The sequence below is a fragment of the Acinetobacter sp. ANC_7503 genome, assembly GCF_056780035.1.
In genome coordinates this window covers 444,863-458,000 of sequence record NZ_JBWYJA010000001.1, presented here as the reverse complement: position 1 = coordinate 458,000, position 13,138 = coordinate 444,863, and the positions used below count along the sequence as shown (strand labels likewise).

14 protein-coding genes are annotated in these 13,138 nt (G+C 38.3%); 10 read left to right on the top strand and 4 right to left on the bottom strand.

Going from position 1 to position 13,138, the window contains the following annotated elements; translation table 11 throughout:
• The first annotated feature begins 59 nt into the window (after positions 1-59).
• The 9 genes from AC1M9M_RS02360 (at position 60) to AC1M9M_RS02320 (ending at position 9,356) form a co-directional block, all read left to right on the top strand.
• Positions 60-1,064, top strand: a complete 1,005-nt coding sequence (locus tag AC1M9M_RS02360) for a quinone-dependent dihydroorotate dehydrogenase (RefSeq protein ID WP_035268767.1) — start codon at positions 60-62, stop codon at positions 1,062-1,064.
• Positions 1,065-1,067: 3 nt separating this feature from the next.
• Positions 1,068-1,652: a CvpA family protein gene (locus AC1M9M_RS02355; RefSeq protein ID WP_179998321.1), complete on the top strand. Its 585-nt coding sequence runs from the start codon at positions 1,068-1,070 to the stop codon at positions 1,650-1,652.
• A gap of 24 nt (positions 1,653-1,676) precedes the next feature.
• The gene (purF, locus tag AC1M9M_RS02350) at positions 1,677-3,215 is read left to right on the top strand and encodes an amidophosphoribosyltransferase (RefSeq protein ID WP_035268762.1); all 1,539 of its coding nucleotides are present in this window, start codon (positions 1,677-1,679) and stop codon (positions 3,213-3,215) included.
• A gap of 84 nt (positions 3,216-3,299) precedes the next feature.
• Complete coding sequence (locus AC1M9M_RS02345; protein ID WP_481595498.1) at positions 3,300-5,189, top strand: M48 family metalloprotease; 1,890 nt, start codon at positions 3,300-3,302, stop codon at positions 5,187-5,189.
• A gap of 106 nt (positions 5,190-5,295) precedes the next feature.
• Positions 5,296-6,024 carry a hypothetical protein gene (locus tag AC1M9M_RS02340; protein ID WP_481595497.1) on the top strand — a complete coding sequence of 243 codons (729 nt, stop codon included), beginning with the start codon at positions 5,296-5,298 and terminating at the stop codon, positions 6,022-6,024.
• A gap of 29 nt (positions 6,025-6,053) precedes the next feature.
• Complete coding sequence (locus AC1M9M_RS02335) at positions 6,054-7,013, top strand: 2-hydroxyacid dehydrogenase (protein ID WP_481595496.1); 960 nt, start codon at positions 6,054-6,056, stop codon at positions 7,011-7,013.
• Between the two features lie 96 nt (positions 7,014-7,109).
• Complete coding sequence (locus AC1M9M_RS02330) at positions 7,110-8,549, top strand: M48 family metalloprotease (protein ID WP_481595495.1); 1,440 nt, start codon at positions 7,110-7,112, stop codon at positions 8,547-8,549.
• Between the two features lie 9 nt (positions 8,550-8,558).
• Positions 8,559-8,930, top strand: a complete 372-nt coding sequence (locus AC1M9M_RS02325; RefSeq protein ID WP_180027612.1) for a GFA family protein — start codon at positions 8,559-8,561, stop codon at positions 8,928-8,930.
• Between the two features lie 63 nt (positions 8,931-8,993).
• Complete coding sequence (locus AC1M9M_RS02320; RefSeq protein ID WP_481591206.1) at positions 8,994-9,356, top strand: hypothetical protein; 363 nt, start codon at positions 8,994-8,996, stop codon at positions 9,354-9,356.
• A 112-nt stretch (positions 9,357-9,468) separates the two neighbouring features.
• On the opposite strand, the gene AC1M9M_RS02315 is transcribed toward AC1M9M_RS02320, so the two are convergent.
• Positions 9,469-9,915: a GatB/YqeY domain-containing protein gene (locus tag AC1M9M_RS02315; protein WP_481595494.1), complete on the bottom strand. Its 447-nt coding sequence runs from the start codon at positions 9,913-9,915 to the stop codon at positions 9,469-9,471.
• 33 nt (positions 9,916-9,948) lie between these two features.
• Positions 9,949-10,164, bottom strand: coding sequence for a 30S ribosomal protein S21 (rpsU, locus tag AC1M9M_RS02310; protein ID WP_001136722.1), 216 nt, complete (start codon positions 10,162-10,164; stop codon positions 9,949-9,951).
• 144 nt (positions 10,165-10,308) lie between these two features.
• Here rpsU and tsaD point away from each other — a divergent pair, with 144 nt between their 5' ends.
• Positions 10,309-11,325, top strand: a complete 1,017-nt coding sequence (gene tsaD / locus AC1M9M_RS02305; protein WP_481595493.1) for a tRNA (adenosine(37)-N6)-threonylcarbamoyltransferase complex transferase subunit TsaD — start codon at positions 10,309-10,311, stop codon at positions 11,323-11,325.
• A 47-nt stretch (positions 11,326-11,372) separates the two neighbouring features.
• Here tsaD and AC1M9M_RS02300 read toward each other — a convergent pair whose 3' ends face one another.
• Entirely contained in the window at positions 11,373-12,320 is a 948-nt protein-coding gene (locus tag AC1M9M_RS02300; protein WP_481595492.1) for an aldo/keto reductase, read from the bottom strand.
• A 153-nt stretch (positions 12,321-12,473) separates the two neighbouring features.
• On the bottom strand, positions 12,474-13,001 hold the full coding sequence (locus AC1M9M_RS02295; protein WP_092766154.1) for an Ail/Lom family outer membrane beta-barrel protein: 528 nt from the start codon (positions 12,999-13,001) through the stop codon (positions 12,474-12,476).
• Positions 13,002-13,138 lie beyond the last annotated feature (137 nt).

The following is a 13,138-nucleotide window of genomic DNA, read 5'->3' as shown; positions in this document are numbered from 1 at the left end:
GCGTTTTGGGCATACTCAGCCTATAATGTGGCAACTTAAAAAACCGCAGTTTTTGAGATATGTTATATTCGCTTGCTCGTCCATTTCTATTTTCATTGGCGCCTGAGCGTGCACATGATTTGACATTATCAATGCTTAAATCGACATATAAGTTTGGCATAATGCGTCAAAAAATAGACCCAAAGCCAGTGACTTGTATGGGTATTCAATTTCCAAACCCAGTTGGTTTGGCTGCAGGTTTAGATAAAAATGGTGCATATATTGATGCACTTGCGAGTTTAGGTTTTGGTTTTATCGAAATTGGAACCATTACCCCTCGACCTCAGTCTGGTAATCCTCAACCGCGTTTATTCCGCCTTCCAGAGGCTCAAGCGATTATTAATCGTATGGGTTTTAATAATGATGGTGTAGATCAGCTGATTGAGAATGTTAAAGCAGCAAATTATAAAGGTGTATTAGGCATCAATATCGGTAAGAACGCCGATACAGCAGTTGAAGATGCTGTAACTGATTATCTAATTTGTTTAGAAAAAGTTTATAATTATGCATCTTATATTACTGTTAATATTTCATCTCCGAATACCAAGAACTTACGTAGTTTACAAAGTGGACATGCATTAACAGAACTTCTTGAAACTTTAAAAAATCGTCAACTTGAACTTGCTGAACAATATCAACACTATGTTCCACTGGTATTAAAGGTTGCCCCAGATTTAACTGAGTCAGATATTGAATTTATTGCATCTCAATTAATTCAATTTAAAATTGATGGTCTGATTGTGACCAATACGACTTTGTCACGTGAGGGTGTAGAAAATTTAGCGCATGGTGATGAAGCAGGTGGTTTATCTGGTGCGCCTGTATTTGAAAAAAGTACACAATGTCTATCTGCATTTTCAAAATTACTTCAAGGTCAAATCCCATTGATTGGTGTTGGTGGTATTCTTAGTGGTGATCAAGCCGCGACTAAACAGCAAACGGGTGCGCAATTGGTTCAAATTTACAGTGGTCTAATTTATACAGGGCCAAAACTGATTAAAGATTGCGTACAAGCTATGACCTAATCTATGAATACCATCGATATCTTTATACTGATTATTCTGCTCATTGGAGGGCTTAACGGTTTGCGTCAAGGATTCGTTAAAGCCTTTGCGAACTTGGTAGGATGGATTTTTGCACTCATTATGGGTGCAAAATTTGCGGGTCAAATTGCGCCTTCAATGTCCGCACTCAGTCAAGATCCTGTGGTTCAAAAAATAGCGGCATTTGCTTTTATTGTTCTGATTATTGTTGTTTTGACTTGGATCGTCACTGCAATATTAAATCGGTTGCTGAAAAGCTTAAAGCTTGGTCCATTAAATCGATTGGCAGGTGGTGCATTTGGCACCTTGAAAGGTCTCTTAATCGTCCTCATTACTATGCAAGGGATTGGTTCATTTGTAGAGAGCTCTCCACATTGGAAACAATCTAAGTTTATTCAAACTTTATTGCCTTACGCGCCTTTAGCGACTGAGTACACCAAAGAGACAGCGTCAAAAGCTTTAAGTCATATGAAATCAGAAGAGTCGAATCAATCATCAGATTCTTCTCGTCAATCATCTTCTGAACAAGATGATTCGTCATCTCATTCAACGAATAATCCTTTTTATTAATCCTAGCTTGTCTGCGAGGTTGCTATGTGTGGAGTTGTTGGTATAGCTGGTAAATCACCTGTTAACCAAATGTTGTTTGATGCATTAACGATGTTACAACATCGTGGACAAGATGCTGCAGGGATTGTGACATGCCATAATGGTCGTCTCTTTTTGAGAAAAGACAATGGCATGGTGCGTGATGTATTTCATACACGTCATATGCGTGCATTGTTAGGTAATTACGGAATTGGTCATGTCCGATATCCAACAGCTGGCTCATCGAGTAGCGCTGAAGCACAACCATTTTACGTAAACTCTCCTTATGGTATTACTTTAGCGCACAATGGTAATTTAACCAATGCTGACGAGATTCATGATGATCTGTTTAAAACAGATTTACGTCACATGAATACTGATTCAGATTCAGAAGTGTTATTAAACGTTTTTGCACATGAATTACAAAAACGCGGCAAACTTACACCGACTGCGGATGATATTTTCCATGTAGTCACTCGTGTGCATGAGCGTTGTAAAGGTGGTTATGCTGTTGTTGCGATGATCACAGGTCATGGTTTAGTTGGCTTCCGTGATCCAAATGGTATTCGACCTTTAATTTTGGGATCGCGTGATACCGATGATGGTGTTGAATATATTCTTGCTTCCGAATCAGTTGCTTTAACAGCGCTTGGTTTTAAAGTTGAACGTGATGTGATGCCAGGTGAAGCAATTTTTATTGATGATGCGGGTAATCTATTCACGAAGCAATGTGCGGCTAACCCACACCATAGCCCATGTATTTTTGAGTATGTTTATTTTGCTCGTCCAGATGCCATCATTGATGGAATTTCGGTATACAAAGCACGTTTGAAAATGGGTGAGAAGTTGGCGCAGAAAATCCTGCGTGAATGGAGTGAGGACCATGACATTGATGTTGTCATTCCTATTCCAGATACTTCGCGTACATCCGCTTTAGAACTTGCCAATACACTCGGTGTGAAATTCCGTGAAGGTTTCATGAAAAACCGTTATATCGGTCGTACCTTCATTATGCCGGGTCAGCAGTTGCGTAAAAAGTCTGTACGTCAAAAGCTCAATCCAGTTGAATTAGAGTTTAAAGATAAGAACGTATTGCTTGTAGATGACTCAATTGTGCGTGGCACAACGTGTAATGAGATTATTCAAATGGCGCGTGACGCCGGTGCTAAAAAAGTTTTCTTTGCATCGGCTGCACCAATGGTGAAATACCCGAATGTCTACGGTATTGATATGCCAGTTAAAAACGAATTAATTGCTTCAAATCGTGATGTTGAAGAAATTCGTGAAATGATTGGTGCTGATCGTTTGATTTTCCAAGATTTGGAAGATTTAAAGCAAGCTGTTCGTACGAAAAAAGTACCTGAGTTAACTGACTTTGACTGCTCAGTATTTGACGGTATTTACGTTGCGGGTAACATTGATGAGTCATATCTCGATGGTTTAGAGCGCAAGCGTAATGACTCTGCCAAGAAAACCAAAGATGGTTATATCGATCTAAATATTGATGCAGCCTCAGTTGATCTGAGTGGTATTAAAGAAAATTAATTTATAGTTTTCTATTTGAAAAAGCGGGTATTTCCCGCTTTTTTAATTTATGATCACTACACAATGTAATGAGGAAATTTTACATTGAAAGATGTGAGTGGTTACTTTATTAAAAACAAAAATATGCTGTGGTCATTAAGCGTATGTTTAATTGTTATTGTGCTCGCAATTATCATTTTAAACACGACGCTCGGATTGTTGGTTCATTATATTGATCCTTCTGAGTCCATTTGGTGGCATTTTCTCAGTCCATATATGATGGTGCTATTGATTAGCATTATCGGTGGTTCTGTCGTTTATGAGTTTTATGTCTTCCGCTCTGGTGGTCATACGCTCGCAAAACAATTGAAAGCACGACAACTCACTTTTATTGAAAGTACTCCAGAAGAAAGTACAGCGCTTAGGCTTGCTGAAAAATTAGCACATCGTTTCTCAATTGATACACCTACACTCTATGTCTTACCCGATGAAATAGGGGTTAATGCACTGACTGCGGGTTTTCATCCCAAAGATACTGTGATTATTCTGACTTGGGGGGCGCTACAAAATCTCGATGAGTTAGAGCTTTATGGATTGTTGGGTCATGAATTCCATAAAATTTTATCGGGTGAAACTCGAGAAAATACTCGTCTTAAAATTTTATACAGTGGGTTAATTACCTTTAGTCAATGGGGCAGTAAAATCGCGAAGCAGGGATTTCGACGTAATCGGGATCAATTGAGAGATAGTTTGGAAACAACTTTTGTGGCGATCGGTGGAGTCATATGGTTAATTGGTAGTTTAGGCGTCTTTATTACGCGTCTGATGAAATATATTACTTTGGGTAGTCGAACATTGTATAACGATGCAATGACAAGACAATTATTGAGTAGTAATGCAAATATTCAAACCTTATTAAGAATCTATGTTCATCACGCAGGATCACAGATTCATAGTGAATATTCTGAAGCTATTTCTCATATGTGCTTTGCTAACTCACTTAGTCCTCAAAGTTGGTTGAATATCCAACCTTGTATTCAAGATCGTATATATGAATTAAATCCGAATTTACTTGAGGATATTCAATTAGAAAATTTACAAAAATTACGCAATCAACCACTATTTAGTTTAATGCGTTCTTTAGAGGAATCTATTGCTGAAGAATATAATCCATGGATGTCACCACAGCCACTTCCATTATTAAGATTGTCACCGATCAGCTTTGCAATTAAGGATGCCATCAAACCCTTAAATAGTGAAGTTAGACAGCAGATGAAACGTCCAGAACTCATTCAAAGGGCTTTGCAAACTTCGACTGGTGCGCGTGAAGTGATGGTTGCGATTTTAATGATTCGGCAGTACCGTGAATTTATTCCTTCTGATGCGCCTGTGAGTCGTGCAATTGTCGACTCACTGTTAAATATAGATGGTCGAGTGCATATTCAAATTTTTCATGAGGCATGTAAGCAGTTGGGAAATATGCCTGCTACAAGTGCGCGTCAGTTTATTACTAAATTGGCTAAAATTATTCAAGAAGATGGTGAAATTGGACTTTTGGATGCTTTGCTGATTGAAAAGGTGAAGTCTCAACTGGATTTATTGCCAATACATCTTCCAACATCAATCGAGGATGCTAAGCCGCAAATTGTTAGGCTAATAGATGCGTTATTACATGTTCAGCAGTTAAATACTGCTAATCAGCTTGAAGTTAGAACCCAAATCTTAGAACGAATTTTAACTCGTGATGAAATTGAGTTTTATGAAGAAATTTCAGATGAACCTATCGACTTAGGTGAAATTCTTAATGATATTGCTGGATTGTTGCTGAGAGATCGGTTGAGTATTTTGGGTGTTGCTGAATTATGTTTATGGAATGATCGAATCATTACACAAGATGAGTTAGATGTACTTGAATTATTATATTGGCGACTTGGATTTGAAAGTGATGAAATTGTGGATCAAATGCATAAGAAAAATAGCGTCATTATTGTTTAGCTATCAATGCATTCTGAATTTAAAAGGTGCAAGGATATTAATGCGTCAGAAATGAAATTAAGTTATGATTGTTTGCGGATTAAAAGTTCAGTAAAAGATTAAAAAAGTGGGTAGAATACCCAGCCCTCATGCCAGTCCATCTGTAATGAATGTGAATATGTTAGAGCATCAAAGAAGCCTCTTAGCTGTGATGGGAATCGATATATGGATTCCACAAAATACGGCACAAACACGTCATTACAAACCTTCCTTATATCGCGATCAAGTTGAAGAAAATCATCCAACAGATGTATCTTTTCCTGAATTTGCGCAAGCTCAATTAGAACAGTTCATCACAAAACAAGCTTCACAAGCTGAACAGCTAAATAAAGATGATTCTTCGCTTCAGTTAAAAAGTAATCCAGACGGTGTGCAGCTTCCTCGAGAGTTTGTGGAAAATGACAAACAGTCTCAAGATGAAGTTGTTGAGCGTCAACCGCTTGTAATCGATGCTTTTGAAATTCAAGCGATGATCACTAAAACACATACTATTCTGCTAGATGCTACAGCGCTCACCACAGAACAAGAAAACTTATGGGTGAATATCCAGCGTAGTGTGAGTTCACAGTTTTACGATTTAAAATGGCCATTTAATTTCGCACAATTCCAAGATGGAAGAGGTGCTGAAGTATTTATACAGGGTTTTATCGATGCATTATCTGTTGATAAAAAAATATTGAGCTTAGGGTATTTGCCGAATATATCGACGACGCAGCATATGCAGATTGCAAGTTTACAAGACATGATTGAGCAGCCATTGTTAAAACGTCGCTTGTGGAACTTAATTAAAAATTAAATCGATACTGGATCTAAAGAGGGAGTTTTATGAAAAAAAAGGTTGTGGTATTTAGTCAGATAGATCCGAAAATATTAAATCAATTAGAATCGAAATATCAGGTCGTTCAACTTAATCCGAAACAGGGTGACATTAATGAGCAACTTTTAAGAGAAGTTGCGGATGCAGATGGGATGATAGGTGCTGGGCGTCGTTTAAATCAAGACAACTTGAAGACTGCAAAAAAACTTAAAATTATTTCGTCGGTCAGTGTGGGTTACGATAATTACGACGTTGAATATCTAAAACAACAGGGTATTTGGTTGACCAATACGCCTCATGTGTTGACAGAGACGACCGCTGATTTGGCTTTTACCTTATTGATGAGTGCGGCTCGTAAAGTGACACATTTAGATTCTTGGACAAAGCATGGACATTGGACGCGTACCGCTGGTGTTGCACAATTTGGTCAAGATGTTTATGGGAAAACGCTAGGTATCATTGGCTTGGGTCATATCGGTGCTGCGATAGCTCGACGTGGTTTTTATGGATTTAATATGAATATTCAATACCATAATCGAAAACCATGTATAGAGCGAGCTGAGCCTTTAAAGGCGAAATATTGTGATCTTGATACTTTACTTTCAACGTCTGATTTTATCGTCATTGCAGTCGATTTAAATGAGCAATCGAAAGCGCTGATCGGTCAAGCTCAATTTGAGAAAATGCAAAAACATGCTGTGTTTGTGAATATTGCCAGAGGATCAGTTGTGGATGAGTCGGCCTTGATTGAGGCGCTTGAAAATCACAAAATTTTTGCTGCTGGTTTAGATGTTTATCAGAAAGAGCCGCTCCAAGAATCACCATTGTTTCGATTGGAAAATGTAGTGACATTGCCGCACGTAGGTTCGGCGACAGCAGAAACCAGAATGAAAATGGCAAATCTTGCTTATGATAATCTGGTAAAAGCCTTAGATGGGGATGAGCCTCTATATATTGTGAATAAGTAAAGTCTTTTGAGCGTAATAATAAACGTAACAGTTCATCATTAATCATCACATCATTCAGTGTTATAGTCGATGGAGTACACGTTTAGGAATACAGGTTTGAAGAAGATCATTTTGGCTTTATTGATAGCGAGTTCGAGTTTTTCAGCGGTGGCTGATGAACTCTACAGTGCCAATAAAATTCAATTTGAAGTGCCTGATATTAATAGTGGTGTTGGATTTATCGATCAACAAAAAGAAAAAATGATCGGTGAAAAAGTCTATCGTCAAGTACAGCAACAACTTCCAGTGTTAAACAATGTTTGGTTGGAAGATCAATTTATGGCTGTATTCCGAAAAATTATTGCGCAAACACAGTTGGGTCAACCAATTGCTTTGGTGATTGTAAACGATCCACAAATTAATGCCTTTGCTGTACCTGGCGGTTTATTTGCATTGAATAGCGGATTAATTACGTCGGCAAAGAACATGGATGAAGTTGCGGGTGTGGTTGCTCATGAGGTGGCACACGTCTCGCAAAGACACTATAGCCGTTCTCAAGAGGCTTTTAAAGGGCAGGGATTGCTTGCACTCGCTGGTATCATTGTGGGTGCTGCAATTGCATCACAAGCTGATGGTAATGCAGGTGCTGCCCTGATGATGGGAACTCAAGCTGCATTGGTGGATCGACAGTTAAGTTATAGTCGTAATCAAGAGCGTGAAGCAGACCGTATTGGAATGCAATTGATGTATCGTGCTGGATATAACCCGTACAGTATGTCTGAGTTTTTTGAAACCATGAATCGTGCGACTCCAAAAATTAGTTATCTTCCTGATTTTTGGTTAACACATCCTTTGACTACTCAGCGTATGAGTGAGGCTCGATTACGTGCAGATCAACTTCCTAAAGTTCCATATAGCAACACACTCTCTGAGTTTGATCAGATCAAGTGGTATACCGCAGTTGTGACCAATCAAACTAACGAGGAACAGTTAAAGGGAGTGGTGAGAGCAAATGCATTGGCTGGAAGAATTGCACTGTCTGCTTTTTATTTAAAGCGTGGTGATTTTGATCTAGCACAAAAAGAAATTGAGTTTGCTAAGAAAGTCCAGCCAAATCATCAGCTTATCGCGCTTATTCAAGCAGATATCTACTTGGCGACCAATCAATTTGATTCTGCGCAGGAAACGATATTGGTGCGCCAACGAATAACACCTGAAAATCGTGCTTTAAGTTATAAATTAGCTGAAATTTATATTCGACAGGGAAATTTTGTTGCTGCTGAAAGGTTGGCGAATAAATTTATCCAAATCAATAATCGTGATACGCAAGCATGGTTCATTCGACAACAAGCGGCAAATTTAGATATTAAAAATCCTTTACGTACTGTAAATGTATTGCGATATCGGGCTGAAGTTGAATATTGGAAGGGAGCGGAAGAGAATGCGATTCGCTCACTCATTCATGCTCAGCGTTTAGCCAAGGAAAATAACTCTATGAGTGCAGTCATCAATCAAAGACTGCGGATGATGCAGGATGAGCGTCAACAAAAATTATAAGAGGTTTAAATGATAAAAGGTCAATGCTTATGTGGAAAGGTGCAATATATTTATCATGGTGATCTTGAGAAAAGTATCTTGTGCTATTGCAAGCACTGTCAGTTGGCTCAAGGCGGTTTTACTGCATGGAATAGCCCGATCCCGCTTGAAAACTTCGAGTTAATTTCTGGTGAAGATGTGCTTAAGTCTTATTTTCATACCGAGTTAAAGGCAAGAGTATTTTGTGGTGAATGTGGAAGTCCTTTATATTCACATCGACTTGATTTACCAGGAGTTATACGTTTAAGGCTCGGTTCTGTGGTTGAAGGGAAAATACCGCCACCTTATGAAGAGTTTTTCCAGGAATACAAACCTAACTTTATTGAAACTATTCATTCTTAGTGATTTGATTCTTTTAGAATGATGAATGAATAAATATTTTAAATTATGTGATTGAATCTAATAATGAAATTGCCACTATTTTTTATGATGTTGTTTGGGGCAGGTGTGTTCACTCATGCGGAAACACTTCCTGTTAAATTTACACAAGAAATTGAAGTTGTATCACAAAAATATAATGCCGATATGAGGCATTTTCTAAAAATGCTAGCACCAAATACAACACATTTTAGCCTTGATCAGACTCAAAGATATTGTGTCATTGTTGGAACTTATGTCGATGGTTTTTATCAGGTGGTGGATAAATATCGAAAGGATTTACCATTTTCCTACTCTAGAATGAGTAAACAGGATGTTGTTGAGAAAGTGAAGCGATCTAAAGAAATGCAGATTTTACAAAGATATAATATTCAATGTGAGTTTAAATAATCAGAAAGTGAAAAACTAAAAGTATTGTTGTAATAAAATCGGGGATACGTGATTTAGAATGGACTATTTAATGCCATTATTAAATAGACCAAATCAAACATAATACGAAAAGTTAAGAAAGTTGAGCTTTAATTTTACTCGAAACTTGTGCAGGATCGGCACGTCCGGCTATGATCGGACGTAGAGAATTCATCACCTTACCCATATCTTTCATGCTAGTAGCTTGTTGCGCAGCAATCGTTTGCGCAATAATTGAATCAAGTTCTTCCTCAGTCATAGCTGCTGGTAGAAATTGAGATAAAACCTCAACCTCGGCTTGTTCCTTACTAGCTAAGTCTTGTCGATTAGCGCTTTCAAAAGCTTTAATCGATTCTTTACGTTGCTTGATTTGTTTTTCAATGACCGCGAGAACTCGATTATCATCTAGCTCTACGCGTTCATCGACTTCGATTTGCTTAATTGCTGCTTGGAGACTACGAATCACCGTTAACTTATCCATTTCTTTAGCACGCATTGTTGCTTTCAAAACGTCAGTAATTTGGTTTTTTAAAGTAGTCATTTATATATCCGAGCAGTCAATCACAAATTAATCTTAGTAAAGGCGAGTAGTACGTACTGATTCACGCGCCAATTTCTTTTGGTAGCGTTTAACAGCAGCAGCTTTTTTGCGCTTACGTTCTTGAGTTGGTTTCTCGTAGAATTCACGTTTACGAACGTCAGCTAAAACACCCGCTTTTTCGCATGAACGTTTGAAACGACGGATAGCTACGTCTACTGGTTCGCCTTCTTTCAATTTAACTTGTGGCATGAAGAATCCTCTAGTTTATGGATAAGACTAAGCGCCGAATTGCGCTGAGTCACAAGTGAAGGTCAGTATTTTACTCATTTACATCTCATATCACAAGTCTATAATAGCTTTAGCAATATTTTGAAATGGGTTAAAGGCAATTTAATGATCGTTTTAGGCTTAGAAACGTCGTGTGATGAAACTGGTCTCGCACTCTATGACAGCGAAGTCGGCTTAAGAGGACAGGTGTTATATAGTCAGATTAAATTGCATGCTGAATATGGTGGAGTGGTACCCGAATTGGCATCACGCGATCATGTTCGTAAATTAATTCCTTTAATCAATCAATTGCTTGAAGAAAGTCAAATCAAAAAATCTGAGATTGATGCGGTGGCTTATACACGTGGTCCAGGCCTAATGGGTGCACTCATGACTGGAGCATTATTTGGTCGTACGCTTGCATTTGCGTTAAATAAACCAGCGATTGGTGTGCATCATATGGAAGGGCATATGTTGGCGCCTCTTTTATCAGCCACTCCACCGGAATTTCCGTTTGTCGCCTTGTTAGTCTCGGGTGGGCATACACAATTAATGGCGGCATATGATATTGGACATTATGAAATCTTAGGTGAATCAATCGATGATGCAGCGGGTGAAGCATTCGATAAAGTTGCTAAGATGATGGGGCTGCCTTATCCAGGTGGTCCAAATATCTCTAAACTTGCTGAGCAAGGTGATGCCACTGCTTTTGAATTTCCACGCCCTATGTTGCATCAAGGTTTGGAATTTTCATTTAGTGGCTTAAAAACAGCGGTTTCTGTCCAAATGAAAAAATTAGGTGATGAAAACCGAGACGCTGATATTGCTGCGAGTTTTCAAGAGGCTATTGTTGATACATTGGTCAAAAAATCAGTTAAAGCATTAAAGCAAAGTGGTCTTAAGCGTTTGGTTATTGCTGGTGGTGTGAGTGCCAATAAGCGTCTTCGTGAACGTCTTGAAGCAGATTTAGCTAAAATAAAAGCTCAAGTATATTATGCTGAACCGGCTTTATGTACGGATAATGGCGCCATGATTGCTTTTGCTGGATATCAACGCTTAAAAGCAGGACAGCATGATGGCTTAGCCGTGACAACGACGCCACGTTGGCCGATGACGGAACTCAAAAAACCTACTGAAGCATAGATGTTTGGTCACGAGAAAAAAGAGGCTTATAGCCTCTTTTTTTATATTTACACTATTGAAAGAATTTGCATGTCTTCTGGTGAGAGTTGAAGATTCACTGCATTTGAAAATTGGGTAATTTGTTCAAGGTTTGTTGCACTGGCGATTGGTGCTGAAATATGCTTTTGCGCAAGTAACCAAGCCAAAGCTACCTCAGCAGGTGCTGCATTGTGGCGCGATGCCACATCTCTGAGCTTATCTAAAAGGTTTAAGCCTCGCTCATCAAAATATTTTACAAGCGTATCTGCACGTTGACGCCCTTGAATATTGTCTAATGACGAATATTTCCCAGATAGAAATCCACTAGCCAGACTATAAAAACTTACTACACCAATTTGATGGCGTTCACAAATGGGTTGCAGTGTTTGTTCGAATACATCGCGATCGTAAAGATTATATTCAGGTTGAAGAACCTGATAATGTTGCACACCAATCTTTTGTGCAGCTTGAATAGAAGCGTCTAATTGATTAGCTGAAAAATTAGAAGTGCCATAGGCACGAATTTTTCCTTGATCTTTGAGCTTTGAAAATGCTGATAATGTTTCCTCATGAGGTGTGTTTTCATCAGGCCAGTGTGCAAAATAAAGATCAAGATAATCTGTTTTCAAACGGCTTAGAGAGTCTTCAACTGCTTGCATAATCCATCGTTCAGATAAACCTTGATGGCCGGGAATCCCCATATCTAAACCGACTTTAGTAAATAGCACGATGTCTTCACGTTTACTTGGATTTTGTTTTAACCAATTACCAATGATTGTTTCTGACTCGCCACCATGATTGCCTGGTGCCCAAATGGAATAGAAGTCTGCTGTATCAATGGTGTTAAATCCACGCTCATACAGTGCATCTAAAATTTTGAAACTTTGTTTTTCATCAACCGTCCAACCGAATACATTTCCTCCGAATACGATGGGTGCGATGAATAAATCAGTTTGTCCAAGTTTTCTTTTTTGCATGAAACATCCTAGGTAGAATAATACGACTTATTCTAGCTATATAGGATTCGTCTATTTCTCGCTATCCAAATAATGTATAAACATTATCCAATGATTTTGACAAAAAAAGAGGCAAAAAGCCTCTTTTTTAATTCTCTATGTATTCAAGCAGAATCAGAAACGATAACCTGCGCTGATGTTGAACCCATCAAATTTAGCCCCATCAACTTTAGTACCTTCATAACCGATATTGATCGCATATTGCGGAGCAGGATTAATATTAATACCAACACCATATGCAAACGCTGTTTCACTTAGATCCATGTTTTCGTATATGTTCAAGGCGCGATATGAACTTTCAACTTTTGAATGTGCGATCCCGACAACACCATAAACACTGAAATTCTCATTAAGACGATATGCAGGGCCTGCTAGCAAAGAAAAATGCTTTACATCTGTATCTTGGCGTTCACCTGGTTCAATCCAAGTTTCATCACCAGTTTGATACGACATTGTTGCCATAACGCTTAAAGGAGTCTCGAGTTCATAGCGATATTGAGCGTGAACACCGCGAATATCAAACGCATTTTCAATTTCAGACTGAGCATAACCCAATGAAACGGTGTGTTGTTGGGCAAAAGTTGTCGTTGTTAAAGTGGTCATCGAGAGGATTAAACCCAATTTTAAAAATTTAGTTATCATGGCGCATGCTCATTATTTGTGATTTGTTTATCTTTAAATGCAAAAAATGGTGATCATTTTTTGGTAAATGCTATTGTACTTTCTATTTTTCTATTGTAAATAAAAATTAAAGAAATAGTTTTGTTTGTATTATAAAT